24 protein-coding genes and 1 tRNA gene are annotated in these 26,827 nt (G+C 65.4%); 21 read left to right on the forward strand and 4 right to left on the reverse strand.

Features of this window, described 5'->3' with window-relative positions; genetic code table 11:
- Positions 1 to 175: 175 nt before the first annotated feature.
- Positions 176 to 265, forward strand: a tRNA-Ser gene (locus ACW5CM_RS15285).
- Between the two features lie 61 nt (positions 266 to 326).
- Here ACW5CM_RS15285 and ACW5CM_RS15290 read toward each other — a convergent pair.
- Positions 327 to 1,559 (reverse strand): sensor histidine kinase, encoded by a 1,233-nt coding sequence (locus ACW5CM_RS15290; protein ID WP_457125518.1) that lies wholly within the window; start codon positions 1,557 to 1,559, stop codon positions 327 to 329.
- 243 nt (positions 1,560 to 1,802) lie between these two features.
- Here ACW5CM_RS15290 and ACW5CM_RS15295 point away from each other — a divergent pair, with 243 nt between their 5' ends.
- From ACW5CM_RS15295 to ACW5CM_RS15305, 3 genes are all read left to right on the forward strand, one after another.
- Positions 1,803 to 2,453, forward strand: coding sequence for a response regulator (locus ACW5CM_RS15295; protein ID WP_457125519.1), 651 nt, complete (start codon positions 1,803 to 1,805; stop codon positions 2,451 to 2,453).
- 157 nt (positions 2,454 to 2,610) lie between these two features.
- Positions 2,611 to 2,814 (forward strand): hypothetical protein, encoded by a 204-nt coding sequence (locus ACW5CM_RS15300; protein ID WP_457125520.1) that lies wholly within the window; start codon positions 2,611 to 2,613, stop codon positions 2,812 to 2,814.
- A 157-nt stretch (positions 2,815 to 2,971) separates the two neighbouring features.
- Positions 2,972 to 3,985, forward strand: a complete 1,014-nt coding sequence (locus ACW5CM_RS15305) for a variant leucine-rich repeat-containing protein (RefSeq protein WP_457125521.1) — start codon at positions 2,972 to 2,974, stop codon at positions 3,983 to 3,985.
- A 15-nt stretch (positions 3,986 to 4,000) separates the two neighbouring features.
- Here the strand turns inward: ACW5CM_RS15305 and ACW5CM_RS15310 are convergent, their stop codons facing one another.
- The gene (locus ACW5CM_RS15310; protein ID WP_457125522.1) at positions 4,001 to 4,954 is read right to left on the reverse strand and encodes an AraC family transcriptional regulator; all 954 of its coding nucleotides are present in this window, start codon (positions 4,952 to 4,954) and stop codon (positions 4,001 to 4,003) included.
- A 204-nt stretch (positions 4,955 to 5,158) separates the two neighbouring features.
- Here ACW5CM_RS15310 and ACW5CM_RS15315 point away from each other — a divergent pair, with 204 nt between their 5' ends.
- From ACW5CM_RS15315 to phnN, 16 genes are all read left to right on the forward strand, one after another.
- On the forward strand, positions 5,159 to 6,184 hold the full coding sequence (locus ACW5CM_RS15315; RefSeq protein ID WP_457125523.1) for an NAD(P)-dependent alcohol dehydrogenase: 1,026 nt from the start codon (positions 5,159 to 5,161) through the stop codon (positions 6,182 to 6,184).
- A gap of 31 nt (positions 6,185 to 6,215) precedes the next feature.
- Positions 6,216 to 7,493: an ABC transporter substrate-binding protein gene (locus ACW5CM_RS15320; protein ID WP_457125524.1), complete on the forward strand. Its 1,278-nt coding sequence runs from the start codon at positions 6,216 to 6,218 to the stop codon at positions 7,491 to 7,493.
- Entirely contained in the window at positions 7,490 to 8,458 is a 969-nt protein-coding gene (locus ACW5CM_RS15325) for a carbohydrate ABC transporter permease (RefSeq protein WP_457125525.1), read from the forward strand. Before ACW5CM_RS15320 ends, ACW5CM_RS15325 begins: the two co-directional genes overlap by 4 nt.
- Positions 8,455 to 9,336, forward strand: a complete 882-nt coding sequence (locus tag ACW5CM_RS15330) for a carbohydrate ABC transporter permease (RefSeq protein WP_457125526.1) — start codon at positions 8,455 to 8,457, stop codon at positions 9,334 to 9,336. Before ACW5CM_RS15325 ends, ACW5CM_RS15330 begins: the two co-directional genes overlap by 4 nt.
- 5 nt (positions 9,337 to 9,341) lie before the next feature.
- Positions 9,342 to 10,721: an FAD-dependent oxidoreductase gene (locus tag ACW5CM_RS15335; protein ID WP_457125527.1), complete on the forward strand. Its 1,380-nt coding sequence runs from the start codon at positions 9,342 to 9,344 to the stop codon at positions 10,719 to 10,721.
- Positions 10,711 to 12,870, forward strand: a complete 2,160-nt coding sequence (locus ACW5CM_RS15340) for an arylsulfatase (protein WP_457125528.1) — start codon at positions 10,711 to 10,713, stop codon at positions 12,868 to 12,870. Before ACW5CM_RS15335 ends, ACW5CM_RS15340 begins: the two co-directional genes overlap by 11 nt.
- A 65-nt stretch (positions 12,871 to 12,935) precedes the next feature.
- Positions 12,936 to 13,631: a GntR family transcriptional regulator gene (locus tag ACW5CM_RS15345; RefSeq protein ID WP_457125529.1), complete on the forward strand. Its 696-nt coding sequence runs from the start codon at positions 12,936 to 12,938 to the stop codon at positions 13,629 to 13,631.
- A 90-nt stretch (positions 13,632 to 13,721) separates the two neighbouring features.
- Positions 13,722 to 14,219 (forward strand): phosphonate C-P lyase system protein PhnG, encoded by a 498-nt coding sequence (gene phnG / locus ACW5CM_RS15350; RefSeq protein WP_457125530.1) that lies wholly within the window; start codon positions 13,722 to 13,724, stop codon positions 14,217 to 14,219.
- Positions 14,216 to 14,839: a phosphonate C-P lyase system protein PhnH gene (gene phnH / locus ACW5CM_RS15355; protein WP_457125531.1), complete on the forward strand. Its 624-nt coding sequence runs from the start codon at positions 14,216 to 14,218 to the stop codon at positions 14,837 to 14,839. Before phnG ends, phnH begins: the two co-directional genes overlap by 4 nt.
- On the forward strand, positions 14,839 to 15,927 hold the full coding sequence (locus ACW5CM_RS15360) for a carbon-phosphorus lyase complex subunit (RefSeq protein WP_457125532.1): 1,089 nt from the start codon (positions 14,839 to 14,841) through the stop codon (positions 15,925 to 15,927). Before phnH ends, ACW5CM_RS15360 begins: the two co-directional genes overlap by 1 nt.
- Positions 15,924 to 16,814, forward strand: coding sequence for an alpha-D-ribose 1-methylphosphonate 5-phosphate C-P-lyase PhnJ (locus tag ACW5CM_RS15365; protein ID WP_457125533.1), 891 nt, complete (start codon positions 15,924 to 15,926; stop codon positions 16,812 to 16,814). The genes ACW5CM_RS15360 and ACW5CM_RS15365 overlap by 4 nt, the downstream gene beginning before the upstream one ends.
- Positions 16,811 to 17,623: a phosphonate C-P lyase system protein PhnK gene (gene phnK / locus ACW5CM_RS15370; RefSeq protein WP_439256252.1), complete on the forward strand. Its 813-nt coding sequence runs from the start codon at positions 16,811 to 16,813 to the stop codon at positions 17,621 to 17,623. Before ACW5CM_RS15365 ends, phnK begins: the two co-directional genes overlap by 4 nt.
- Positions 17,624 to 17,625: 2 nt before the next feature.
- Positions 17,626 to 18,354: a phosphonate C-P lyase system protein PhnL gene (gene phnL, locus ACW5CM_RS15375; protein ID WP_457125534.1), complete on the forward strand. Its 729-nt coding sequence runs from the start codon at positions 17,626 to 17,628 to the stop codon at positions 18,352 to 18,354.
- Positions 18,351 to 19,007, forward strand: a complete 657-nt coding sequence (locus ACW5CM_RS15380) for a DUF1045 domain-containing protein (RefSeq protein WP_457125535.1) — start codon at positions 18,351 to 18,353, stop codon at positions 19,005 to 19,007. The genes phnL and ACW5CM_RS15380 overlap by 4 nt, the downstream gene beginning before the upstream one ends.
- Positions 19,004 to 20,203: an alpha-D-ribose 1-methylphosphonate 5-triphosphate diphosphatase gene (locus ACW5CM_RS15385; protein WP_457125536.1), complete on the forward strand. Its 1,200-nt coding sequence runs from the start codon at positions 19,004 to 19,006 to the stop codon at positions 20,201 to 20,203. Before ACW5CM_RS15380 ends, ACW5CM_RS15385 begins: the two co-directional genes overlap by 4 nt.
- On the forward strand, positions 20,200 to 20,787 hold the full coding sequence (phnN, locus tag ACW5CM_RS15390; RefSeq protein WP_438254176.1) for a phosphonate metabolism protein/1,5-bisphosphokinase (PRPP-forming) PhnN: 588 nt from the start codon (positions 20,200 to 20,202) through the stop codon (positions 20,785 to 20,787). Before ACW5CM_RS15385 ends, phnN begins: the two co-directional genes overlap by 4 nt.
- On the opposite strand, the gene ACW5CM_RS15395 is transcribed toward phnN, so the two are convergent.
- The gene (locus ACW5CM_RS15395; protein ID WP_457125537.1) at positions 20,738 to 22,111 is read right to left on the reverse strand and encodes an MFS transporter; all 1,374 of its coding nucleotides are present in this window, start codon (positions 22,109 to 22,111) and stop codon (positions 20,738 to 20,740) included. The two genes, phnN and ACW5CM_RS15395, sit on opposite strands and share 50 nt — an antisense overlap.
- Before the next feature lie 9 nt (positions 22,112 to 22,120).
- Positions 22,121 to 23,035 carry a LysR family transcriptional regulator gene (locus ACW5CM_RS15400; protein ID WP_457125538.1) on the reverse strand — a complete coding sequence of 305 codons (915 nt, stop codon included), beginning with the start codon at positions 23,033 to 23,035 and terminating at the stop codon, positions 22,121 to 22,123.
- A 131-nt stretch (positions 23,036 to 23,166) separates the two neighbouring features.
- Between ACW5CM_RS15400 and ACW5CM_RS15405 the strand changes: the two genes are divergently transcribed.
- Entirely contained in the window at positions 23,167 to 26,634 is a 3,468-nt protein-coding gene (locus ACW5CM_RS15405; RefSeq protein WP_457125539.1) for a bifunctional proline dehydrogenase/L-glutamate gamma-semialdehyde dehydrogenase, read from the forward strand.
- The last annotated feature ends 193 nt before the right edge of the window (positions 26,635 to 26,827 follow it).

Raw genomic sequence — 26,827 nt, forward strand, 5'->3', positions numbered from 1 at the left:
ACCACCAAATCAGCAAGAAGCGTTACCGATGTCCTGAGACACAACCGTCACCAATGTCCTGAGACATCACACATGAGACAGGGCTTCCCCGGACGTTTCTCGTGCGGGAAGACGTTTCTCGCACCGGCGAAACGCCGATTCGCGTGACGGCCCCGCGTCACGTAAACTCTTTCGCGGTGACGTGTCCGAGCGGCCGAAGGTGCAACACTCGAAATGTTGTGTAGGTTCACCCCTACCGTGGGTTCAAATCCCACCGTCACCGCCACCACGAAGGCCCCGACTCTCCTAGAAAACACTGGGAAGTCGGGGCCTTCGTCATCTGCCAATCACGGTGCGTCGTCGCCGGGCACCGGAACTGTTGCCCGCAGAACCCATCCGTTGGCGGTCCATCCGTGATCCAGCTCGCCACCGATCTGCTTGAGCCGCTGCGCCGCCCGGCGCAGGCCCCGACCGCCCATCGCGCGGCCGTTTCCGCTGAGATCCGCGGAGGCGGAGTTCGTCACGACGACCTCGATGGCATCAGGCCGGTCGTGGATCTCGATGCTCGCCGACTGCGACGTGGGCGCGTGTTTGATGATGTTCATCACCGACTCGATGGCCGTCTCTGTGAGAACACGCGCGGTAGTCGGCGCGAGCTGGAGCGGAACACGCGGTGTTGTAACGCTCGTGGGGATGCCTGCATCCTTCAGAAGAGCCGCCAGCGATGACGCGGTCTCCGCGACGTTTTCTGCGGAACGGATCGAACGTGTCGGCGGTCCCTCGGTCAGTGTGTCCCGCATCAACGAGAGCAGAGATTGGATGCTCTGCAGCGCCTGCTCGGCGGAATCCTCGATGGTCTTCAGTGAGACCTGCCGTGCGTCTTCATCCGGTTGACGCGGAAGAGCCCGAGCGTGAAACAGGACGAGCGTCAGGTCGTGCGCGATGCCGTCGTGGAGCTCATCCGCGATGCGCTCTCGCTCGTCCCGTGCGATCGCCTCGAGGTCTCTCACGATGCGGGTTCGCTCGGCAACGAGAACCGTCTCGCGTGCCGCCACGAGTCTGAACGCGACGCCCGCCAGGAACGCGATCACGGCGATGCCCGCGATGCCGTAGATGCCTCCCGCTGCCAGTGTCGGCCCGCTGAGAGTCATGTACGTCGTGAGCGCTGCGAGCAGCACCACGTGCGTGCCAATCACCCACGGTCCGCACGTCGCGGCCACCAGGCTGAGCGTCATCGACAGTTCGAGGAGGTCTCCACCGCTGCCGGTGAAGACGACACCTACGCTGCAGATGAGCATCACGATGAACGCGGCAGTCATCGGATGCCAGGCGAAGCCGGCCAACCCCACATAGAGCGCCACCGCCAGCAGGTCGTACCGCGTGAACCCTCCCCCCGCGATCGTGAAGCCGATCGCGATGCACAGGAGCACGCCGACGGTCAGAACCAGCAGAAGGCGTGCGACCGGATGAAGAGAACGCTGTTCCCAGAACATGCGAGAGCGCAGCATCCGCATGATGGAGGACCGCGCAGTGAGGCCCGGCTCCTCGTCGCGCGCGGAGATCAGCGGAGCTTCAGGCACAGATGCCGAGCATCTTGCAGAGCCAGTCGCCCAGGTCCGCATTCGACCAGGTGATCACTCGAACGAACGATCCGATACCGTACATGCTGAGCATTCCCATGCTGGTCTCCTTCACTCGGGCAGCTCGAGATCGACCTGCACCATGGATGCCTCATTCCCACCCTATGAGTCGTACGCCCGCGGTCACGGATTCATGACCCCAGGGCTAGAGATTCCCGAGCAGGCTCGCGGTACCGTGAGTGGGTGAGTGAAGCCGTCCGCGTTCTCGTCGTCGACGATGAGGCATTAGTGCGCCACGCCCTGCGTGCATTCATCTCCGATGACGACCGCGTCACTCTGGTAGGGGAGGCCGCCGACGGCTCTGAGGTCGTCGAGGCCTGTAGAGCGTCGAAACCCGACGTGGTACTGATGGACATCAAGATGCGCGATGTCGGTGGTGTCGAAGCGACGCGGCGCGTTCTGGAATGGGACCCCCGCTGCCGCGTTGTGGCACTGACGACCTTCACCACTGAGTGGCGCGCGCTCGAGGTTCTGCGAGCGGGCGCCTGTGGCTACCTGGTGAAGAACTCCACGCCGGAACAGATCATCGACGCCATCGTCGCTGCCCACTCCGGCGACCGCGTGGTCTCGCCGGAAGTGCAGGAGCGGTTCGTGCGCGCGGCCATCGAAGCAGGCGACGGTCGAGCCCCCGACACGCCCGCACTGAGCGATCGAAAGCGGCAGATCATCGAGCTGATTGCGAAGGGTCTCTCCAACGCCGAGATCGCTGAGACGCTCCATTATGCCGAGAGCACGGTGAAGGCCGACATCCGCCGCATCAACCAGCTGTGGGGCGTCGACAATCGCCTGCAGATCGTTCTCCGGGCCACCGAGATCGGGATCATAAGCCTCTAATCAGTGACCGCTGATCACGACACGCGCCGAGTGGATCTGTAGCCCTGGGGCTACCGAACCGTCCAAACCCTTGATCGTTCGATGCATCGAACGACACCATGGTTTTGGCCTTCACCACAAGCCTGGCCGCGATCGCTCCGGCCCGAGCAGAGAGACGATGATGCACGAGACCCTTGCGCAACGACTGACCGTTGCCCTTCCGCTCGTCGGTGTCGTGCTTCTTGTGGCGTCGATGCTTCTCCCCACGCAGTTCGCAGTCTTCGCGTGGGGGCTGGCGCTGATCAGCTTCCTTACGGCTCTGTCCTGTGCGCTCTTCGCCCAGCATCAGCGACGAGCGGAGAAGCGCGTGATCCGGCTCTGACGAGCGGCGTCCGGCGTCCGGCGTCCGGCTTTCGAGCGGGCAGCTGTGGCGCAGTTTCTGCCCGGAACGCAGCCACGGTTGCCCACTCGCAGAGGTGAATCGGGGGATAATCGAATCGCGCCGGACAGGCCTCTGAGCGCGAAGAGGAGAGAACACCGTGACTGATCGCGCGTCATCGAGCTACACCGCAGCCGAGCTGGCAGATCCGAGCGTAGGGCTGCAGACACTGACGCAGCTGGCGCAGGAGCGCCACGACCTGTGGCCATGGATCATCGTTCACCCCAACTGCTCCGCAGAACTCGCCGCCTGGATCAGGCCGCAGCTGAGTGCTGCGCAAACGCCTTCTGCCGTGACCGCCGAGGAGTGGTCCGCGCGATTCCAGCAGACGAATCACCGCGAGCCGACCATGAACGAGTATCAGGAGGCCGTGCGCACCGGCCAGATCGCGGCGGAGCGCAAGCCCCGCGACCCCTCCGCCGAGCAGATCGCTGCCGGCGCGAAGCAGATGGCTGCCGGCGCCAAGGACTTCTTCACGACGCACGTCGCTCCGGCAGCCCAGGAAGCGGCTCGATCGGTGCAGTCTGCCGTGCAAGAGCAGCGCAGCGCACCGCAGAACGGGCCGAAGGGTTGGATGAGCTGGGCGCCGTTCGCGCTGCCGGTCGCAGCTTTCCTTGCGATGATCGCCCTGTTCCTGCCGATCGCCTCGGGCTTCGGTCTGTCGTTCAACTACTTCTCCGAGTACGCCGGCGGCGAGGGCGCCATCCTGCTGGTGCTGATGCTGCTGGTGATCGCCGCCTCGGTGACAGCCATCATCCTTCGCGTGAAGTGGGCGCGGATCACCGCGGCCGTGCTCGGCATGATCGCCGGCATCGTCGGCGCCGTGGACGGTTTCGGCACGATGATCAGCGTCAGCTCGATCTCTGGCGCATCCGTCGGTGCCGGCGCTGTGATGCTGGCGATCTTCTCGATCGTGATTCTCGTGGCCGCGATCGTGTGTGTGCTTCCGCAGAATGCGACGAGCGCAGCGCCCGCCGCGACTCCGGCGGCCCCGGCAACCCCCGGGGCCCCGCCCGCCCCGGCCCCGCCCGCCCCGGCCCCGCCCGCCGCGACTCCGGCGACTCCGGCGACTCCGGCAGCACCGGCAGCACCGCCCGCCCCGCCAGCAGTCTGACCGCTCTTCGTCGGGTCAACTGGACGACGAGAACATCGTCGATAGTCCTGCTCGAACGCGCGTGCGTCGATACTCGCTCGGGGTCATTTCGTACTCATCACGAAAGCGACGATTAAAGTTCGACAGGTTCGTATAACCAACGGACTGTGCGATCTGTGCGACCGTGGCGTCCGTGTGCTCGAGAAGGCGGCACGCCTGCGTCAACCGCAATCGCTTCACCATGTCGCTGAACGTCTGACCGCTCGCCTTCTTGAAGTATCGGGAGAAGGCCGACTCCGACATGTTCGCGATACTCGCCGCTACAGAAAGACGTGGATCGGTGTCGAGATTCGCGAAGATGTAGTCCAGTGCGGATGCCACGACATCCGAAGGATCTGCTCCGATGCCATGATCGGCCGCGCTCGAACTGAGTGTTCGGAAGTCGCTTGATGGCGCACGGCTCAACGTCGACAAGAGGGCAAGAAAACCGGATATTGCGGACGCTCCGGACTGTGTGCCAATCGTCTCGAGCAGATCCGCGCCTTCGCGGGCGGTAGTTCCGTGGAACTGAATACCCCGACCAGAGCGAGCCAACAATGTCGATATGTCGGCAAGTTCAGGGACGACATCGTGAAAGCGTTCGAACCACGCGGGATCGAACTGCAAGACGACATCTCGGCCCTCCAATTGTTCTCCAGTTCGTAGATCGCTGATCCAGTCGTGGGGAAGGTTCGATCCAACGAGGAAAAGGTGCCCCGGGCCAAACGGGCCGACAGCGTCGCCGATGATGTAGCGGCCAGTACCTCTTCTGATCAGGTGGATCTCGTACTCCGGATGGCGATTCCATCGGGCCAGTGGATCCGGGTAGTCATGCATGTGCCATCGGAAGGAGGCGCCGGGGTCACGGGGAATGACCTCACGGAATGCTGGTGCTTTGATGACGTTGCCGGCCAGGGCGTCGAGCCGGTCTGGCTGTCCGAGACGTTGCATATGTGCTCCTGTGGTTGCGGACAACGATAGCGTGGTGAGTGATGCAACCAATACGAAATGGGTGACTAAATTTTCTTAGGTGCGCAAATAAGTACTATTAGTAGGTGCCTCTGTGGCTATCCTGACTGTCTCAGCCCTTCCTAGACTCGGGCTACAGGTCGAAATATCTGCTCTGTCGAGTCCTCAAGGGAGAGTCCCCACCTCATGCCGTACGAAACGTCCAATCGCGCAGCCGTCCTGGCCGAACCGGGCACGATCGTGCTCCAAGAGCGCGCGGTTCCCGAGCCCGCATCAGATGAAGTGCTGATCAGGGTGGAAGCCGTCGGTGTCTGCGGCTCGGACGCACACTACTTCCGTGACGGGCGGATCGGTCAGTACGTGGTCGAAGCACCGTTGATCCTGGGACACGAGACAGCAGGCACCGTCGTCGCGCTCGGCGCCAACGTCGTCACGCACAGCGTGGGCGATCGCGTCGCAATCGAACCGGGAGTTCCGTGCGGAGTGTGTGAGCAGTGCCGTGGCGGACGCTACAACCTCTGCGCCGAGGTCGTGTTCCACGCCACGCCGCCCGTTGACGGCACCCTGCAGAACTTCGTCGCGATCCGTGCTGATTACGCATACACGCTCCCGATCGCAGTATCCACAGAGCACGGCGCACTGGTCGAGCCCCTCGCGGTCTCGGTGTGGGCCTGCCGGAAGGCAAATGTCGGTCCGGGCAGTCGTGTCCTCATCACGGGCGCCGGCCCGGTGGGGCTGCTGACCGCGCAGACCGCGCGCGCTTTCGGTGCCAGCCACATCACTGTCACCGATGTCGACCCAGAGAAGCTGTCGCTGGCCATGAGGCTCGGCGCGGATACGACGATCCCAGCATCCGACCTACCGGAGCACTCCGGTGAGTTCGACGTGCACATCGAATGCTCGGGAAACGTTCGCGCGACGCGCGACGGCGTCTCGCACCTGGCTCGGGGAGGAATCGCCGTTCTGGTCGGCATGGGCGGGTCTGACGGTCTCGACATCCCGGCATCCTGGATCCAGGAGAAGGAACTCGTGGTCACTGGTGTCTTTCGCTACGCGAACTGCTTCCCGCTTGCCATTGACCTGCTCGCCTCCGGCCGTGTCCGCGTCGACGACCTCATCTCCGGTCGCTACCCCCTCGCCGAAAGTGCCGCGGCCATCGATACCGCTGGTCGCCCAGGTGTCTTCAAGACTCTGATCCTGCCCCAGCTCTAACCCCTCACCCGAATCACAGAAAGACACTTCCATGGAACGACGACGTATCCCTGCCATCGCCGCGACCGCGGTGCTGGCCATCAGCCTGGTCGCCTGCTCAGCATCCTCGGACTCCGATCCTGACGCACCCATCGAAGACGTGACGCTCACCTTGAGCACCTGGGCGCACACGGAGCAGACCGGGGTCTGGTTCGACGAGATCATTCCCATCTTCGAGAAGGCCAACCCACAGATCAAGGTGGACATCCAGCAGACCGCATTCGCGGACTACATCTCGACTGTGACGACCCAGGCCGTAGCCGGGGCGGGGACGGATATCATCCATGTGCCCACTCCGGTCAGCAGCCTGCCGGCCTGGGCGGACGCCGGCTTCCTTGAGCCTCTCGACGAGTTCGTGTCCGGCACGGACGTGCCGGAACAGTGGCCCGACTCGCAGGCGGCGATGGAATGGAACGACACGACCTACGGTGTGCTGACCGTCGATTACGGCTACACGCTGTTCTACAACGAAGCGCTACTGGCCGAGGCGGGAGTCGAGGTGCCGACTACTGCTGAGGAACTCGTCGCGGCCGCGAAGGCGGTTACCGACCTTCCCGGCGATGCGTTCGGTTACGCCATCACAGATGACAACACCGTCAACTTCGTTCGCGATGCCCTCGTCTTCACTGCCGGGATGGATGCCGAATGGATCAAGGACGGCGAATGGAACTTCGCCTCTGCTGACGTCGCCGCGGCTCTTGACACCTGGCGCGAGTTGGGTACCGAGTACAGCCCGGTGGGAACGAACTTCGCTGCGAAACGCGAAGCGTTCCTCAACGGCAACAGCGCCATGATGATCGAGGGCCCGTTCTACTACTCGACGGTTCAGGCAACAGCTGATCCCGCGCTCGTGGACTCGCTGAAGATCGCCAAGGCCCCGTTTGAAACGAATCCGGGAGATGTCAGCCACGGATTCGCGCTGGCTTCGGACCTAGACGAGAGCACGAAGGCCGCGGCCGAGAAGTTCCTCGAGTTCGTGATCTCCGATGAATCGCTCACGCAGTACGCCGAGATCGTCGCGAGCCCGACGGCTCGCCCTGGCACCGCCGATGCCTTGCTCGATGACCCGCTGACCGCGCCGATCGTCGAGGCCTGGGAGAACAGCAGCCCGATCGTCGACCTCACTTCCGAGGGCGTGCGCAGCGACTACTCCAATTTCGCTGACATCGTAGGCGCCCAGCTGCACGTGTTGCTGCAGGGCGACAAGGACACCGCGGATGTTCTCGCCGGACTCGACAAGAAGCTGACCGACGCAGGACTCGTACCGTGACATCAACTCGTTCTCTCGAGCGCGCGGCACGCGCCGGGTCACCTTCACAGGTGGCCCGGCGCGGCCGTGGCCGTGAGTTCGGCAAGAAGGTCGTCGTTCTCGGATACCTCGCGCCGAGTCTCATCGCCGTCACCGGATCGCTCCTCTTCGCTCTGCTCCTGCTGGGCGGGATCAGCCTCCGCGACATCAAGCTCGGAAAACTCAGCGCCATCTTCCAAGCTCCGCTGAGCCTTGCGAACTACCAGGACGTACTGAGTGATCCGGAGACTTGGCGCAGCTTCGGTGTCGCCATTGTCTATGTGATCGGCTCGACGCTGCTGCCATTCATCGCCGGACTGTTCACAGCGTTGCTGCTCAACCAGCGGATGCCTGGTCGACGTATCATGCGTACTCTCGCACTGGTGCCCTGGGCGGTGCCCGGGATTACTGCGACGATCGCTTTCGTCTGGATGATGCAGCCGACGTACGGTGTCTTCAACTACATGCTTCGCTCGGTCGGCCTCATCGACAGCGATGTGAACTGGTTCGGCGATCCCGCCCTTGCGTTGTTCGCTGTGATCCTGCCGACGAGTTGGAAAGCCATTCCCTACTTCACTCTGATGATCCTCGCGGGGCTGCAGGCCATTCCGAAGGAGCGTTACGAGGCAGCTCAGGTCGATGGCGCCGGCTGGTGGGCACGGTTGCGCTGGATCACGCTTCCCGGTCTGGCCCCGTTCATCCTGGTCGCGACGATCTTCAGTGCGATGCACTCGTTCCGCGACTTCGACTTCATCTATGGCTCGACGCAGGGCGGTCCGGACGGCGCCACCGAGACCGTGGCCGTCCGCGTGTTCAACCTGGCATTTCAGGAGTTCGACATGGGCAATGCGGCCACCCTGGGTGTGGTCACCTTCGCACTTGTCGGCGTGCTCGTCGTCGTGCTACTCAGGCGCAACAGCAAGGGCGCTTTGGAGGGATTTCTATGAGCACCGCAACTCTCGACACCACCGTCATCGGTCGTCCGGTCAGCCGCCGTCGCAAGTCACGGGTGAACTGGTCATTTATCGCGATGATCGCGCTGATCGTCTTCATGTTCTTCCCGATCTACTGGATGTTCGTCACCGCGATTCTGCCGACATCCGAGGTTCTCTCGCGCAATCCGGCGCTGATTCCTATCGGCAAGCCGTTTACCTTCGACGCGTTCGTGCACCTGTTCACCGAATCGGCGATCCTCAAATGGATGCTGCAGTCTGGCGTTGTCACGATCGGTGCCGCACTTCTGAGTACAGCTGTTTCGGTGACTGCCGCCTATGCGATGTCGCGTTTCGTCGTTCCCGGTCAAAAGTTCATCGCTTACACATTCCTCATGGGGCGAGTGCTGCCGGGGACACTGCTCGCGCTGCCCTTCTTCGTCCTGTTCCAGACGTTCGGGCTGCTGGACACCTCCATCGCCGTGATTCTGACGAACGTCGCCGCGATCACACCGCTGACCGCGCTCACGCTCAAGGGATACTTCGATGGCATCCCGCGTGACATCGATGAGGCCGCGATGGTCGACGGGTGCACGCGCTGGGGAGTGCTGTGGCGCATGATCCTTCCTGTTTCCGTCCCGGGACTCGCCGCATGCTTCGGGTTGGCTGCTACCTCAGCGTGGACGGATCTTCTGTTCGCTCGAACGCTGCTGCTCTCGCGCGACAACTGGACGATTCCTCAAGGCATCGCGTCGATGATCGGCGACGTCGAGATCAACTGGAGTGAGCTGATGGCCGCAGGCCTCATCTCGATCCTTCCGGTCATGGTCGTTTATTGGTTCCTCCAGCCGTATCTCGTCAGCGGGATGACGGCGGGAGCTGCGAAGGGTTGATGAAATTGTCAGAGAAGATCACAGAATCCGCACGTCAGATCCCGGTCGTGGCGGAGGTCGACGTCCTCGTCATCGGCGGCGGGCCCGCTGGTGTTGCCGCTGCTGCGGGGGCCGCCAGGGCCGGTGCTCGTACGCTTGTGCTTGAACGGCACGGGTTCCTCGGTGGAATGTGGACGGCGGGCATGGTTCTCACACTGGCGGGCTTCAACTCGTGGCTACGACCGTACAAGCGCTGTGTCGCGGGTATCGGCGGGGAATGGGTGGAGCGCGCCGAGGAGCAGGACGGCGCTCGATTCGACAACGGGTTCGTGATCAACACCGAGCCCGAGGTCATGAAGCGTGTGGCCGACGAACTTCTGCGCGATGCGGGTGTGGAAACGCTGTTCCACACCTGGGGTGCGACGCCGATCATGGAGGGCGACCGCGTTGCGGGCGCGTTCATCGAGAACAAGGACGGCCGCGGCGCTATCCTCGCCGGCGTCACGATCGACTGCACCGGCGATGGCGATTTCATCGAACGCAGTGGGGCGAAGTGGACGAAGTCCGACAGTCTCCAGCCCATGACGATGTCGTTCCGCGTCTCCGGTGCCCAGCCCAATGCGGACGTTCGTCACGATGTCCCGACGCTGTTGCCGATCGGACCCGAGTCGGGCGTTCTGCGCGACCCGGTCCTGACCGACTACTCCAGTTCGCGACTGGACGTCGAACTCGACAGCGCGGCGATGGCGCAGGCTGCAGAACGTGGCGAGCTGCCGCGGTACGGAGGGCCCTGGTTCGGCGGACTCGACAAGGACCTCGTCTGGGTCAACTCCACGCGCATCGTGGGAGACGCTTCAGTGGCCGCCGAACTCAGCCGCGCAGAGATCGAGGGCCGGCAGGACACCCGCCGTGTCGTGGACTACTTCACCTCATCGGTTCCCGCCTTCGCGAACGCGAAACTGGTGCAGACGAGCACACAGATCGGTGTTCGTGAGACACGTCGCCTGATCGGAGAACTGGTGATGACCGGCGACGATGTCCGGGAAGCGCGGCGCTTCACCGACAGCATCGCGGTCGGATGCTGGCCGATCGATGTGCACCCGACCGAGAAGCAGGTCGGTACCCACTCGATGTTCGTACCAGAGCCGTTCGACATCTCCTACCGTGTCATGGTGCCGACGGAGATCGATGGCCTGCTGGCCGCTGGTCGCTGTGTGTCCGTCGATCGGGATGCGCTCGGCTCGATGCGCGTCGGTGCGACCTGCGCGGCGATCGGACACGGTGCGGGTGTCGCCGCCGCCATAGCTGTCGCCTCCGGTGTGCAGCCTCGCGCTGTCGACGTCTCTCGCGTGCAGGAGGTGCTGCGGGAGCAGGGTGCGATCGTGGACGTCGACGATGTCGAGTAGTCCGAGACGCCCCAACGTCATCGTCGTCCTGTTCGATGACATGGGGTATTCGGATCTCGGATGCTACGGGTCGTCGATCCGCACGCCGAACATCGACCGGTTGGCAGCTGAGGGGCTTCGGTACACCCGGTTCGACGTCACGCCGCTCTGCTCGCCGACGCGCGCCGCTTTGCTGACGGGGCGCAATCCGCATGCGGTGGGAATGGGAACGATCGTGCAGTTCGCCTCCGGTGATCCGGGGTACACCGGCACGGTGCCGCAGTCGGCGGCGATGCTCCCGATGATGCTCAAGGATGCAGGCTATGCATCGGGACTGTTCGGAAAGTGGCATCTGAGCCCGAACGCGGCGTCCGGGCCAGGCGGGCCCTACGATGAATGGCCGCTCGCACGCGGATTCGACCGGTTCTTCGGATTCCTCGCCGGACGGGTGCACCAGTTTCGGCCCGAGCTCGTGCAAGACAACTCATACGTCGATCTCGCGGCATACGGCGGGCGTCATGTCTCTGAGTTGATCGTCGATGAGGCCGCGCGGTGGATCACGGACCATCAGTATGCGCGACCGGATGACCCATATTTCGCGATGATCTCCTTCGGTGCTGTGCATTCGCCGCACCAGGCTCCCGCGGAGTATCTGCAGCGCTACCGCGGTGCGTTCCGACACGGCTGGGATGAAGAGCGGTTACGTCGTTTCCGCAGGCAACGTGAGCTCGGAGTCATCCCAGCAGACACCAAGCTGCCAGAATCCGATCCGACGATTCCGGAGTGGGAATCGATCGCCGACGACGAACGTGAAGTAGCGGAGCGGCTGATGGAAGCCTACGCGGGGCACCTGGAGCATGCGGATGCTGAGCTTGGCAGGTTGCTCGACTCGATCACCGCGAGCGAGTCCGATGGAGACACGATCGTCGTGGTGATGTCGGACAACGGAGCGACCAACGCCGGCGGGGTAACTGGCGCGCTCAGCGAAGAAGCCGTGCTGAACGACGCTCCGAGCGGCGCGGTTGACGTCGATCTTGAATCGATCGGCAGCGGCCGCTATTACAACCAGTACCCAGCGGGGTGGGGACAGGCGTCGAATACTCCGTTCCGTCGATACAAGCACACCGTGCACGTCGGCGGTACACGGTCTCCGCTGATTGTTTCGGGGGCACCGGTCCAGCGACGGGGTGAACTTGATGACACACGTTCCTTCGTGACGGACGTTGTCCCCACTGTGCTCGAACTCGTAGGGATCAACGCGCCACAGCAGGTGCGGGGTGTTGCGCAGATGCCTATGCACGGACGGTCGATAGCTTCGACGTTCACCGACTCTGCTGCATTGGAAGATCGCGGGCCGCAGTACTTCGAGGTCGCCGGGCACCGAGCGATGCTCGCCGACGGGTGGAAGGCGGTCACCTTCCACAAAACCGGCGATGAATTCGATCAGGATCGGTGGGAGCTCTACCGTCTCGATGACGATCCGGCTGAAACGATCGATCTCAGCGAACAACATCCGCAGAAGCTGGCACGGCTGATTGCGCTGTGGGATGAGCATGCCGAACGCAACAACGTGCTCCCGCTGGCCAATCGCGGCAAGTCGCAACTGTTCCGCGAGCATCCGGACCGGACCAGTTGGGTAATGGTTCCGGGCATGACCCCCGTTCCGCAGGCGGCTGCCCCGGAGATCTCGGGTCACGACTTTACGATTGATGTTGATCTCGCGCCGATCGGACAGGAAGATCGGGGCGTGCTCATGGCGATGGGCGACGTCTTCGGTGGCGTGACGATGTATGTAAAAGACGAGCAGTTGACGTTCGCGGTCAGCGCGTTGGAAACTGTGACCTCGGTCGCTCTTCCAGCAGGTGAGCACCTCGGCGCAGAGCGAGCACGAGCGAGCGTTGTGTTGGCTGACGATGGTTCAGCTGTCATCAGCATCGCATGCAGCGCGTCGTCCGTGAAGACTGCCGCGAACGTGCCCTGGGTGCCGAGGCTGCGATTCTTCATGGGCACCGCGCAGTGCGGCCGGGATCAGAATCAGCCAGTTGTCGATGCCTACGAAGGACCGTTCCCTTACACCGGGCGGATCACGCGGGCAGTCGTGCGGATTCATCCGCGAGGTCTATCGGGTGAGCGGGCAGAAGCGCTGCTGCGGGGCCTGATGGGGGAGTGACCTGACTGCACCCCGCAACCCGTCACGTCACCTCGCGTTCACCCGGCATTCGTAGCGTGGTCGGCATGCTCGACATCGCCACAGTTCTGCAGGACGAGATCGAAGATCTGCCCGCCGGCGCGCGGCTGCCGAGCGAGCACGAGTTGATGCGCCGCTTCGGCGCCACTCGCAGCACGGTACGCCGCGCACTCGAACATCTCGAGGCGCGCTTTCTGGTGCGCCGTGTGCACGGGGCAGGAACGTTCGTGAACCGGCGGATCGACTATCTGCTGGCGCCGCGCCTGGCCCCGTCCCTGCACGACACGGTCGAGAAGGCCGGGGCGGTGCCGCGCACTTTTCTGTTGGATGCTGGCACCCGCGACGCTCCGAAAGACATCGCCGACCGGCTCGGCATCCCTGCAGGCGAGCCGTGCACACGTCTGGTTCGGGTGGGGTACATCGACGACCAGCCCTCCATGTACGGGGAGGAGTGGATCCTTCCCGGCATCCTCGATCACGTCGACGTGAGCCTGCGCGCAATCGAATCGCTCACCGAAGTGCTGCGCGGCGCAGGCCGCAATCCGATGCGCGCGTGGTCGCGAGCATCGACAGAGTTCCCGCCTGATGCGGCAGCGCAGCGACTGGAGCTGCACGCACCCACCCCGGTCTGGCGCCTGGAGACGCTCACCACGGACGGCACCCCCGGTGCGCCCCTGATGTTCAGCAGATCCTGGATGCGACAGGACCGCATCAGCGTCGTCATCGAGTTTGAACCCAACTGACGAACAAGTCACCATTCGTTTACCCAACGGTTCACCTGCTGGTAAACCTGCCATCTCGCCCGGTCTATGTCTGCGCTAGAGCGTGGAGACATGAACAACACAGCACCGGTTCCCGAGGAGCGGCGCCGCACAGCGCGCGTGCTCGTCGGTTCCACTGAAGCCCAGCTCGCGGACCTCTGGCGCACCTGGACCGACCGACCTGCCATCGAGTATCTGCGCGGCCCCGAGTCGGGCCTCGTCATGGTTCAGGGGCGCACCGGCGGCACCGGCGACCGGTTCAACCTCGGCGAAGCCACCGTGACGCGCGCCACGGTTGCCGTCCGCGACGGCCGCAGCGAAACCGTGGGCACCGCCTACGTGCTCGGCAGCCACCCCGAACACGCGGCGCTCGCCGCGATCTTCGACGGGATGCTGGATTCCGCTGCCCGCGACCGCGTAATGACCGAGGTCATCGAACCCCTCGAACGCGAACAGGCGCTGCGCGATCACCAGGCGCAGAAGAATGCCCGTGCCACCGTCGTGGACTTCTTCACCGTCGCTCGGGAGAACGACGGCTTCGGTGCCGACGACGACGAGGACGACGAATGAACACCACAGCCATCTACGCCCCCGGATTCGCCGATCCGGTGAACGACGCACAGCAGGTGTTCCGCGCCACGCTCGAGGCGCTCGCCCGGCCCACCATCGCGCAGCATGTGCGGGCCGCGGTCCAGCCGCCGGCCCCACTCAGCGCCACGGCCGCAGCGCTGGTACTCGCCCTCTGCGACGAGCAGACTCCGCTCTGGCTCGATGACGCGCTGCGGCAGAACAGCGACGTCGAAGCGTGGATCCGATTCCACACCGGTGCACGCCTCGTGGACGATGCGAGCGAGGCACTGTTCTGCGTCGCATCCAGCCCGTCGACCGTGCCGCCGATCGATGATCTGGCGCAGGGCAGCGACGAAGAGCCGCACCTATCCGCGACCGTCATCATCGATGCCTCCGACGCGAAGCCGATCGGCTCGTTCCTCGTCGACGGGCCCGGGGTGAACGGGCAGATCTCCTGGGACGGCCGGGGCCTGCCAGCATCCGATTTCCTCGAAACCTGGACCGCCAACACACGCCGATACCCGCGCGGCGTCGATCTGATTCTCGCGGACGTCGACCAGGTGACCGGCCTTCCCCGCACCACTGCACTGACTTCCAACGTCCAGAAGGAGATGAGCTGATGTACGTAGCAGTCAAAGGCGGCGAGAAAGCGATCGCCAACGCCCACGCCCTGCTGGCACAGCGCGGCGCGGGAACGACCGAGCGCATCGACTACACCCAGGTGCAGGACCAGCTCGGAGTGCTCATCTCCCGCGTCATGGCTGAAGGGTCGCTCTACGACCCCGAGCTGGCAGCGAAGGCCCTGCTGCAGGCACAGGGCGATGTGCTCGAGGCGGTCACGCTGATCCGCTCTTACCGCACGACGCTCCCGCGCTTCGGCACCACGGTCGCCGTGGACACCGCATCGCTCCCGCCAGAGCGACGTGTCTCGGCGACGTTCAAAGACATCCCGGGCGGCCAGCAGCTGGGGGCGACGTTCGACTACACCCACCGCCTGCTCGCCGACGATCTTGAGGCGCCAGCCATCCCCGAGCCTGATGTCGACATCGACATCTCGATGCCGCGCGTCACCGATCTGCTCGGCAAGAGCGCGCTCATCGAACCCGATCGCCCAGCTATCGGGTGGACAGATCCGGAGCCGGCAGACCTCACCCGCGAACCCACGACCTTCCCGATGTCTCGCGCCGAGCGTCTTCAGGCGCTGAGCCGCGGCGACGAGGGCTTCCTGCTGTCGCTGGGCTATTCCACACAGCGCGGCTTCGGCAACACGCATCCCTTCGTCGGCGAGGTGCGCGTCGGCGAGGTCGAGGTGTCGTTCGATGCCCCCGAGATCGGCCACGACGTGCCGATCGGGCGCATCGAGGTGACCGAATGCCAGATGGTGAACCAGTTCGTGGGATCGGCCGAGCAGCCGCCGCAGTTCACCCGCGGTTACGGCCTCGTCTTCGGACGAGCCGAGCGCAAAGCCATGTCGATGTCGCTCGTGGACCGCGCCCTCCGTAAGGACGAATTCGGCGAACGAGAGGTCTCTCCGGCGCAGGATGAGGAATTCGTGATCGCGCACAGCGATAACGTGCAGGCCACCGGATTCGTCGAGCACCTGAAGCTGCCGCACTACGTCGATTTCCAGGCCGAGCTCGGACTCATCCGCCGCCTGAACGACGAGTTCGATCAACGCCGCAACGCCGCCGGAAAGGACGCATCATGAGCGCACCGCGCATCGTCTACAACGAGGGCTACCTCGACGAGCACACCAAGCGCGTCGTGCGTAGGGCGCTGCTGAAGGGTGTCGCCATCCCCGGGTTCCAGGTGCCATTCGCTTCGCGTGAGGTGCCGATGCCACGCGGCTGGGGAACCGGTGGCGTGCAGGTCACCGCCGCCGTGATCGGAAAACCCGACACGCTCAAGGTCATCGATCAGGGTGCGGATGACACGACCAATGCGGTGTCGATCCGGCAGTTCTTCGAGAAGGTCGCCGGAGCCCGGGCAACCACGCGCACCGATGAAGCCACGATCATCCAGACGCGTCACCGGATACCGGAGACGCCGCTCGTAGACGGACAGATCCTCGTTTACCAGGTGCCGATCCCTGAGCCGCTGCGCTTCCTCGAACCGCGCGAAACCGAGACGCGGCGCCTGCATGCGCTCGAGGAGTACGGCCTGATGTACGTCAAGCTCTACGAGGACATCGCCCGCTTCGGCCACATCGCCAAGACCTACGACTACCCGGTGATGGTGAACGGCCGCTACGTGATGGCGCCGTCCCCGACGCCGAGCTTCGACAACCCGAAGATGCACCAGAGCCCCGCCCTGCAGCTGTTCGGCGCGGGACGGGAGAAGCGCATATATGCGATCCCGCCGTACACCGACGTCGAATCGCTCGGCTTCGAGGACTTCCCCTTCGAGCCGCAGCGCTTCTCGGATCCCTGCGAGATCTGCGGTTCCGAGGGCGTCTACCTCGACGAGGTGATCATCGACGACGAGGGCGGCGCGATGTTCGTCTGCAGTGACACCGACTATTGCGAGCGCACCGCCGCCACGCTCGCGGATGCCCCAGCCGAACAGGCGACCCAGAAGGAAGAGATCTCGGTATGAACGCCGAACAGCCCCTGCTCAGCGTCACCGGCGCCGGTCACCGCTACGGTGACCGATTCGGATGCCGCGACATCGACTTCGACCTGTGGCCGGGGGAGGTGCTCGCCGTCGTCGGCGAATCCGGCTCCGGGAAATCGACACTGCTCGGGATGCTGTCACAGCGCCTCAGCATCGATGAAGGCTCCATCCGCTACCGCACAAGCACAGCCGCCAGCACAAGCACAGCCACCAGCACAGGCAACGACCTCGTCGAACTCTCCTCGCTGTCGGAGAGCGAGGTGCGCCGGCTCTGGCGCACCGAGTGGGGTTTCGTGCATCAGAACGCTGCGGACGGACTGCGCATGCATGTCTCAGCCGGCGGCAACGTGGGCGAGCCGTTGATGGCCGCTGGTGAACGCCACTACGGCACGATCCGCGCGCAGGCCGCCGAATGGCTGGAGCGCGTCGAGATCCCCAGCGAGCGCATGGATGAGACGCCGGCGACGTTCTCCGGTGGCATGCGCCAGCGGGTGCAGATCGCCCGAAACCTGGTGTTCGGACCGAAGCTCGTCTTCATGGATGAGCCCACCAGCGGGCTGGACGTATCGGTGCAGGCCCGGCTGCTTGATCTCATCCGCTCACTCGTTGCCGACCTGGGCCTTGCCGTGGTGATCGTCACGCACGACCTGGCCGTCGCACGCCTCATCTCCCACCGCACGCTCGTGATGAAGGACGGCGGCGTCATCGAATCAGGTCTCACCGACCGGGTTCTCGATGACCCCCAGGCCGCCTACACCCAGCTGCTCGTCTCGTCGATTTTGCAAGGATGACCATGACTGACACCTCTGCCGCCGGCACCGTCCTCCGCTTGGAGACGGTCGCCAAGACCTTCACCCTGCACCTGCAGGACTCCCAGGTTCCCGTGCTGCACAACGTCTCTTTCGAGGTCCCGATCGGGCAGTGCGTCGTGCTGGGCGGTGAATCCGGGGCAGGCAAGAGCACCATCATGAAGATGGTCTACGGCAGCTACGCCGCAGACAGCGGCCGAATTCTTGTCCGCCACCGTGATGGCCAGGTGGACCTGGCGGCCGCAGCGCCGCGCGAGGTCATCGCGGTACGCCGTGAATCGATGGGGTACGTGAGCCAGTTCCTTCGTGCAGTGCCGCGGGTGGCCGCCCTCGACGTCGTCGCCGAACCGCTCATGGAGAGTGGCCTATCGGGGGATGCCGCACGGGAGCGCGCCGGCGAGCTGCTGGAACGGCTCAGCATCCCGCGGCGGCTGTGGGAGCTGCCGCCGGCCACTTTCTCCGGCGGCGAGCAGCAGCGGGTGAACATCGCGCGCGGGTTCGCCACCACCCGGGGGCTCATGCTGCTCGATGAGCCCACGGCATCGCTCGATGCCCGCAACCGCGCTGTCGTGATCGAGATGATCCGCGAGCGGTTGGCCGCCGGAACCGGGATCCTCGCGATCTTCCACGATCATGATGTGCGCGATGCCGTCGCGAACGAGATCGTCGATGTCGCGGCTTTCACCCCCGTGCGCGAGCTGGTGGCCGCGTGACGCGGTACGCGGTGTACGGCGTCCCCGGGCTTGACCCGGGGGCGCCGACCGTTGCCGTGCAGCTGCGAGCAGCCGTCGAAGACTGGTATGCGCAGCATCCGGAAATCACCCCGGATGCCCGCCGCTACGGGTTCCACGCCACCCTCAAAGCACCGTTCGCGCTCGCGGACGGTGTCACGATCGCTGACCTTGAAGCCGCGGTGTCGGCGTTCGCTGCCGGCCGGCACCCCGTGGTGCTGCCGGCTGTGCAGCCGCTGACGATCGGGTCGTTCCGCGCGCTCGTGCCGACCGGCGACACCGCAGAGGTGGATGCTCTGGCCCAGGACATCGTGCGGACATTCGAACCGTACCGGGCACCGCTCACGGCGGATGACATCGCCCGGCGCCGACCGGAGCGGCTGACTCCGCGGCAGCGCGAAATCCTCGACGAGGTCGGCTATCCGTTCGCCCTCGACGAGTTCCGTGTTCATCTGACCCTGACCGATGCGCTGGATGCGGCCGGCGCGGCCGGCATCGATCACGCGATCGCCGGACACTTCGCCGCGTTCGCCGGCGCTGACATCCCGCTCACGGCGCTCGCCGTGTTCATCGAACCTGACCGTGGAGCGCCATTCGGCATCCACTCGATCCACCCCTTCCAGGAGATCGCATGACCAACGACACCATTCTCCGCAACGCGAGAATCGTCCTCGAAGACGACGTCATCCACGGATCCGTACGAATGATCGACGGCATAATCGTCGACATCGTGCCCGTCGACAGCTCGCTGGATGGAGCCCTCACAGGCACCGACGGACCCGGCGAGGATATGGACGGCGACTACCTGATGCCCGGGCTGGTCGAGCTGCACACCGACCAGGTGGAGGGGCACTTCCAGCCGCGACCGAAGCGGTTCTGGGACCCGATCCCGGCGGTGATCGCGCACGACGCTCAGATGGCGGCATCCGGAATGACGACGGTGCTCGATGCGCTGCGCATCGGCGCGGGGCCGGATGAATCCGGTCTGGCGGCCCAGGCAGACACCCTGGTCGCCGCCATCGTGCACGCGGCCGATGCCGGGCTCCTGCGCGCGGATCACCTGGTGCACCTGCGATGCGAGGTCTCGACGCCAGATGTCGTCGACGTCTTCGAGCGGATCGGCAACGACGACCGGGTGCGGCTCGTGTCGCTCATGGATCACACGCCGGGCCAGCGTCAGTACGCCGATGTCGAATCGTTCCGCACCTACATGGTCGGCAAGCACAGCTTCTCGGACGAGCAGTTCACCGCGCACGTCGCGACTCTGCATGAGCGCAGCGCCGCCTACGCGGACACGCACCGGGGCGAGATGGCGCGTCGGGCGAGGGCGCGCGGCATCACGATGGCAGCGCACGATGATGCGACGCTGGCGCATGTCGCCGAGTCATCCGATCTCGGCGTGCGGATCTCCGAGTTTCCGACGACGGTCGAAGCCGCCCGGGCGGCGCGAGAAGCGGGCCAGCTCGTCGTGATGGGGGCACCGAACATCGTGCGCGGCGGTTCGCACTCCGGCAACGTCGCAGCCGCCGATCTGCTGCGTCACGGACTGCTCGACATCCTCTCCAGCGACTATGTGCCGTCGAGCCCGCTGCAGGCGGTGTTCGCGCTGGTCGCGAGCGGAGAGGTGACTGTGCCGCAGGGGTCCGCGCTGGTGAGTGCGAACCCGGCGCGCGCGATCGGCTTGAACGACCGCGGCGTCATCGAGGTGGGTCGGCGTGCGGATCTCGTCCGGGTTCGCGTGCACGAAATGGCGCAGACCCCGCACCACCCGTCCGGGGCGCCGGTACCGGTGGTGCGCGGGGTCTGGCGTGAAGGGATGCGAGTGGCATGACCGGCGTGTTCGTCGCCGTGGTCGGACCCAGCGGCGCCGGCAAGGATGCGGTGATCGACTGCGCCCGTGACCACTTCGCCGGCGAGGGCGCCGTGATCTTTCCGCAGCGGGTCATCACGCGGCCCGCCGGTGAGGGCGAGGATCACGCGCCGGTCTCCGCGGATGAGTTCGCAGCGCTGGAGCGTGCGGGTGCTTTCGTGCTGCGGTGGGAGGCGCATGGGCTGCGCTACGGCATCCCGGCATCCGTTTCGCAGGCGGTGCACGCAGGCGCCACCGCCGTCGTCAACATTTCGCGAACGGCGCTGGCCGAACTCACGGCGAAGTTTCCGCACGTTCGCGCCGTGCGCGTGACGGTTCCGGATGAGGTGCGCCGCGCGCGGATTCTCGCGCGGGGCCGGGAGAACTCGGCCGAAGCGCTTGCTCGGCTCAACCGTGCCGATCCGGCGCCCGGTGAGCGGGTCGATCTCGAGATCGTCAACGACGGGCCGCTGATGGATGCCGGTGCCGCTCTCATCGCCTTTCTGGACGAGGTTCTTACGCCGTCGGCTCCAAGGGAACGGCTGGTGCTCGGCGAATACCGATGAATGACAGCACCCCGCCGGCAGTCATCAGCGCGGCCGTCACCCAGGCCGCGTTGTGGAATCCGCCCAGATCCAGCGCTCCGCCGACGATCGTGGAGAGCATCGCGACCACGATGAGCCCGGCGACGCGGGAGATGGCGTTGTTGACGGCGGATGCTATTCCGGAGTGGTGCTCATCGATCGCTCCGAGCACCGCAGAGGTCAGCGGAGCGACGGTCAACGAGAGCCCGAGACCCATGACGATCATGGCGGGAAGCACCTGCCACCAGTAGCTGAAGTCCCCAGTGACGGTGAGCAGAAGCAGTGCTCCAGCAGCCATCAGCAGCGGGCCGATCGTCATGAACAGCCGGGGTCCGAGCTTTCCCGCCCAGGCTCCGGCCTGCGAGCTGAGCAGGATCATCAGGATCGTGATCGGCAGGCTGGCCAGACCCGCGGCTGTCGCGCTGAGCCCAGCGCCCTCCTGCAGGTAGACGCCGACCACGAAGCCGTTGAGCGAGAGCGCGGCATAGATGAACAGGGTGGCGAGGTTACCCCAGGCGAAGTTGCGGGCCCGGAACAGCGTCAGCGGCATCAGCGGAGCCGCGGAGCGGCGTTGACGCAGGAGGAACACGGCGAACAGGACGACTCCGACGGCTCCGGGAATCCAGATCGCCGGTGACGTCCACCCGAGGTTGGGTTGCTCGATGAGCGCGAATACCACCGCGCCGAGGCCGACCGCGCACAGCATCCCGCTCCACCAGTCCACGCGGATATCGCGCGGATGATCGGGCAGCTGCAGGCGGGCGAGCAGGACCAGCGTGATGCCGATCGGGATGACGTTGATGAGGAAGACGAAGCGCCAGGAGAGCAGATCGACGAACAGGCCGCCCAGCAGGGGGCCGGCGAGCTGGGCGCCGGTGGTGAACGCGGTCCACACTCCGATCGCGCGCGATTGCAGTTCGCCGCGCATCGTCGCCATGATCAGGGCGAGTGAGCTGGGCACGAGCAGCGCGCCGGCGGCCCCCTGCAGGGCGCGGGCGATGATGAGCGTGAGAGGTTCGGGTGCTGCGGCAACGGCGATGGAGGCGATGCCGAACGCGATGAGACCGATGCGCATGATGCGCACGCGACCGTAGGCGTCGGACAATGAACCTGCCAGCAGGATCAGTGCGCTGAGGGTGATGAGGTAAGCATCCACGACCCACTGCTGCGTCGTGATTCCGCCGCCGAGCTCATCGCTGATCGCGGGGAGTGCGACGGTGACGACCGTGCCGTCGAGGAACGTCACGAAGGATGCCAGCACGGCGATCGTGATGACGAGACGCTGAAGTGCGGAGAATGTCGGCACGCTGTGAGCCTACGCCTGCAACGGCATCCGCGAGATTATCTGCTCATGAGCGGCAAGTGCCTCGGCCAGCGCCGCCAGCACCGCGGACACTGCGGCATTGTCGCGTGAAGAGGACCGGGTCGCTGCGAAGATCTCGCGCACGGGGGATCCGGGAAGATCCAGCAGCCGCACCGATGCGCGATCGCCCGTCCACACCAGATCCGGCAGCATTGCGGCGGCATGGCCGGCGGCAACCAGCCGCGCATGGGCGATGAGATCCGTCGCTTCGAAGCGGACGTCGGGTTCGAACCCGGCCGTGCGGCACTGCTGCACGGCCCACTGGCGTACTGCCGCACCGTGCGGTTCCATGGCCCAGGCATGCTCGCTCAGCTCTGACAGCGAGGTAGCCGAGGAGCCTGGCGGCACCGCCAGCCGCACCGGGTCCGTGCCGAGCAGTGTGCGATCGACTCCGTCCCGCAGCTCACGCGTGTACCCGGAGTACTGTTCGGCGACGACCAGGTCGAAGGTGCGCGCCTGCAGCTCGAACAGTCCTTCCTCCGGCGCCATCTCCACCATCGACACCTGCAGTTCTGGCATCCGTTCGGCGAGCAATGTCAGCGCCGGTGGCACGAGAGCCTCGGCAGCGGTGGGCATCACGGCGATCCGCACCCGCTGCGGGAAGTTCTCCGACGATGACAGTTCCGCGCGAGCGGATTCGTCCATCTCGAGCGCGCGGGCAGCGTGTGCTGCGAGCAGACGCCCTTGCGCCGTGAGCCGCAGACGCCTACCGTCGGGTTCGAGCAGTGATACTCCCGCCTCGCGCTCGAGTTGGGCAAGCTGCTGCGACACCGTCGATGGGCTGTAGGCCAGCGCCGTGGCCACGTCGGAGATGGTGCCGCGCAGGGCAAGCTCGTGCAACAGACGCAGTCGTCGCAGCTCAAACACAGAGGGCCTCGCAATCATTCGATAAAAGCGAACAATCACTATCGTAAACGTGCGCTTTTCTCGAGAGGTGGTGTGGCCGCACACTGAAACGAGGAAACTGCGGCGCTGCCGCTCTCGAGTGAGGAAATCTGATGCCCCAGTCGTCTCCGGCACTGGCCGAAACCAACGATCTCGCCGCTCTCGCCGACGACGCCGTCGCGCTCGTGCAGCAGTGGCTCATCGAGAGCCGGGAAGTCCCCAGCGACACGGCCGCCCAGCGGCTCGCCGGTGTGCTCAGCGACCCGAACGGCCTCGACTTCACCGTCGGATTCGTCGACGGTGTCGTGCGCCCCGAGGACCTCACTGTCGCCGCCCACAATCTGCGCGAGATCGTGCCGCTCACGCCCCGCTTCCTCCCGCTGCCGCTGCGCGGTCTCATCCGCCTGGGTGGGGCGCTGGCTCCGGCATTCCCCGGCATCGTCGTGCCGATCAGTCGTCGGGTGCTGCGCGGCATGGTCCGCCACCTCATCGTCGATGCCACCGACGCCAAACTCGGCAAGGCGATCAGTCGCATCCGCGCCGACGAGGGCGTGCACCTGAACATCAACCTGCTCGGGGAGGCGATCCTCGGCGAAGAGGAGGCCGACCGCCGTCTCGCCGGAACCGAGCGCCTGCTGCGGCGCGATGACGTCGACTACGTGTCGATCAAGGTGTCCTCCACCGTCGCCCCGCACACGCCGTGGGCGTTCGATGAGGCCGTGGCGCACGCCGCCGACGCGCTTGTGCCGCTGTTCCGCCTCGCCAACGGTGCGACCGGTGCCGGCTCGACGCGTTCGAAGAAGTTCATCAACCTCGACATGGAGGAGTACAAGGACCTCGATCTCACGATCGCCGTGTTCACCGCGATCCTCGATCGGGAAGAATTCCGCTCGCTCGAGGCCGGCATCGTCCTGCAGGCCTACCTGCCCGATGCCCTGGGCGCGATGATCCGCCTGCAGGAATGGTCGGCTGCTCGCGTGGCCGCCGGCGGTGCTCCCATCAAGGTGCGCGTCGTGAAGGGCGCGAACCTGCCGATGGAGCAGGTGGATGCTGAAACCCACGGCTGGCCGCTGGCGACCTGGCACAGCAAAGAGGCATCGGATGCCTCGTACAAGGCCGTGCTCGATTACGCACTGCGTCCGGAGCACGTAAAGAACGTGCGCATCGGCATCGCCGGACACAACCTGTTCGACATCGCCCTGGCCTGGCTGCTGGCGAATCAGCGCAAGGCTACCGATGGCATCGAGTTCGAGATGCTGCTGGGCATGGCGACCGCGCAGGCGACGGTCGTTCGCCGCACCGTCGGATCGCTGCTGCTGTACACGCCGGTCGTGCACCCGACCGAGTTCGACGTGGCGATCGCCTATCTGATCCGGCGTCTGGAGGAGGGGGCATCCACCGAGAACTTCATGTCGGCCGTGTTTGAGCTCGACGACGAGCCGGCGCTGTTCGCCCGAGAGCGCGACCGATTCCTCGCCTCGATCGCCTCGATGCCCGAAGAGGTGCCAGCACCGAACCGCACGCAGAACCGGGGTGCCGACGCCGAACCTTCAGCGGTCGAAGGGTTCACGAACGCCCCGGACACCGACCCGAGCCTGGCTGCGAACCGCGCCTGGGGCGACAGCATCCGCTCGCGCATGGAGGCGTCCGAACTCGGTAACGAGACGGTGCGCACGCACACACTGTCGGATTCCGCATCGCTCGATCAGGTGATCGCCACCGCGACCGCAGCAGGCGAAGCCTGGCGCGCGCTCGGTGCCGCCGGCCGTGCCGAGATTCTGCACCGCGCGGGTGACATCCTCGAAGCTCGTCGTGGCGACCTGCTCGAAGTTATGGGATCCGAGTGTGGCAAGGTGCTCGAACAGGGAGATCCCGAGGTCTCCGAGGCCATCGACTTCGCCCACTACTACGCCGAGAGCGCCAAGCGCGCTGAGAGCATTGCGGGCGCGACGCACAAGCCCGTCGGCCTCACGGTGGTCACACCGCCGTGGAACTTCCCGGTCGCGATTCCCGCCGGCTCGACCATGGCAGCGCTCGCCGCCGGGTCCCCGGTGATCATCAAGCCGGCCCGTCAGGCTCGCCGTTCCGGTGCGGTCATGATTGAGGCGCTGTGGGAGGCGGGTGTTCCGCGCGATGTGCTGCAGTACGTGCAGTTGGGCGGTCGGGAGCTCGGCCAGCAGCTGATCAGCGACCCCGCCGTGGAGCGCGTGATCCTGACCGGTGGTTACGAGACGGCCGAGCTGTTCCGCAGCTTCCGCCCCGACCTGCCGCTGCTCGCCGAGACGAGCGGGAAGAACGCGATCATCGTGACTCCGCACGCGGATCTCGACCTCGCGGCCAAGGATGTCGCATACTCCGCATTCGGTCACGCCGGGCAGAAGTGCTCGGCTGCATCGCTGGTGATCCTGGTCGGATCGGTCGCGCGCAGTGAGCGGTTCCGCCGCCAGCTGATCGACGCGGTCGGCTCGTACCAGGTCGGTCAGCCGTGGGAGGGGCCCAGCCGCATCGGACCGCTCATCGGCCCGGCAGAAGGAAAGCTGCTGCACGCGCTCACCACGCTCGAGCCGGGTGAGAAGTGGGTCATCGAGCCCGAGAAGCTTGATCAGGATGGCAAGATGTGGCGTCCGGGCATCCGTGAGGGTGTCGCCGCGGGCTCGCCCTTCCACCTGACCGAGTACTTCGGCCCGGTGCTGGGCATCATGACAGCCAAGACCCTTGATGAGGCCACGGCGATGGTCAACGCGATCGACTACGGGCTCACCTCGGGGCTGCACTCGCTCGACGAGGATGAGGTCGCACAGTGGCTTGCATCCGTGCAGGCAGGAAACCTGTACGTGAACCGGGGGATCACAGGTGCGATCGTGCAGCGTCAGCCGTTCGGTGGGTGGAAGAAGGCCGCTGTCGGCGCGGGAACCAAGGCCGGTGGTCCGAGCTACCTGATCGGGCTGTCTAATTGGGAGGATGCCCCGGTGGCGGCGGACGCTCCGACGGATGCTCTCTCGCGTGCTGCGCTCGCGGCGCTGAAGGCTGCGGATGCTGATGCTGATGCCGCCTGGCTGCAGGGGGCGCTATCGACCGATGTTGCCGCCTGGCGCGACGAGTTCGGCGCCGTGCGCGACGCGACCGGCCTGGTCACCGAGCACAACGCGCTGCGCTACGACGTCGTGCCGGTCACGATCCGTCTCGAGCAGGCCAGTGCCGCCGAAGCGATTCGTGTGATCGCCGCCGGTATCCGCACAGGGTCGCGCCTGAGCGTCAGCACGGCGGTGGCGCTTCCGGCAACTGTCGCTTCGTGGCTGTCGAAGTCCAGCGTCGGCGTTGCTGTTGAGGACGAGGCATCCTGGGGTGCGCGTGCCGCACGTCTGGCTGCGGACGGCGGGCGCATCAGGCTCGTGGGAGCGGCTGCGGCATCCGTTACAGCTCACACCGGCGGCTCGCCCGCGGTTGCGGTGTACACCGGGCCGGTTCTGTCTGCTGGGCGGATCGAACTGCTGCCGTTCCTGCGGGAACAGGCCGTGTCGATCTCGGCGCACCGTTTCGGCACGCCGCACCGCTACGAGATCGCGCCGCTCGTTCGCTGAGTGCTCAGGGCAGTGACAGCACCCGGAACGAAGAGTAAACTCGCCGGGTGCTGTTCACAGTGAGCGCCCCGCGGGCGCGGAAGGTGGTCGCAGGCGCGTTGCGCGCCGGCGGCAGGGGCTGACCATCAGCCGGAGACGGAACTCCCGTCGCCGGTGATTCGTCATACGCGGCATCCATCGAACGGATGCCGGC

The organism is Microbacterium wangyouchuni (genome assembly GCF_054072595.1).

What these genes read in the sequence shown, in the direction of transcription:
- ACW5CM_RS15300 (WP_457125520.1), top strand. Translation starts at nt 2,611, where the DNA reads ATGATGCACGAGACCCTTGCGCAACGACTGACCGTTGCCCTTCCGCTC.
- ACW5CM_RS15310 (WP_457125522.1), bottom strand. Translation starts at nt 4,954, where the DNA reads ATGCAACGTCTCGGACAGCCAGACCGGCTCGACGCCCTGGCCGGCAAC.
- ACW5CM_RS15315 (WP_457125523.1), top strand. Translation starts at nt 5,159, where the DNA reads ATGCCGTACGAAACGTCCAATCGCGCAGCCGTCCTGGCCGAACCGGGC.
- ACW5CM_RS15320 (WP_457125524.1), top strand. Translation starts at nt 6,216, where the DNA reads ATGGAACGACGACGTATCCCTGCCATCGCCGCGACCGCGGTGCTGGCC.
- ACW5CM_RS15330 (WP_457125526.1), top strand. Translation starts at nt 8,455, where the DNA reads ATGAGCACCGCAACTCTCGACACCACCGTCATCGGTCGTCCGGTCAGC.
- ACW5CM_RS15340 (WP_457125528.1), top strand. Translation starts at nt 10,711, where the DNA reads ATGTCGAGTAGTCCGAGACGCCCCAACGTCATCGTCGTCCTGTTCGAT.
- ACW5CM_RS15345 (WP_457125529.1), top strand. Translation starts at nt 12,936, where the DNA reads ATGCTCGACATCGCCACAGTTCTGCAGGACGAGATCGAAGATCTGCCC.
- phnG (WP_457125530.1), top strand. Translation starts at nt 13,722, where the DNA reads ATGAACAACACAGCACCGGTTCCCGAGGAGCGGCGCCGCACAGCGCGC.
- phnH (WP_457125531.1), top strand. Translation starts at nt 14,216, where the DNA reads ATGAACACCACAGCCATCTACGCCCCCGGATTCGCCGATCCGGTGAAC.
- ACW5CM_RS15360 (WP_457125532.1), top strand. Translation starts at nt 14,839, where the DNA reads ATGTACGTAGCAGTCAAAGGCGGCGAGAAAGCGATCGCCAACGCCCAC.
- ACW5CM_RS15365 (WP_457125533.1), top strand. Translation starts at nt 15,924, where the DNA reads ATGAGCGCACCGCGCATCGTCTACAACGAGGGCTACCTCGACGAGCAC.
- phnK (WP_439256252.1), top strand. Translation starts at nt 16,811, where the DNA reads ATGAACGCCGAACAGCCCCTGCTCAGCGTCACCGGCGCCGGTCACCGC.
- phnL (WP_457125534.1), top strand. Translation starts at nt 17,626, where the DNA reads ATGACTGACACCTCTGCCGCCGGCACCGTCCTCCGCTTGGAGACGGTC.
- ACW5CM_RS15385 (WP_457125536.1), top strand. Translation starts at nt 19,004, where the DNA reads ATGACCAACGACACCATTCTCCGCAACGCGAGAATCGTCCTCGAAGAC.
- phnN (WP_438254176.1), top strand. Translation starts at nt 20,200, where the DNA reads ATGACCGGCGTGTTCGTCGCCGTGGTCGGACCCAGCGGCGCCGGCAAG.
- ACW5CM_RS15405 (WP_457125539.1), top strand. Translation starts at nt 23,167, where the DNA reads ATGCCCCAGTCGTCTCCGGCACTGGCCGAAACCAACGATCTCGCCGCT.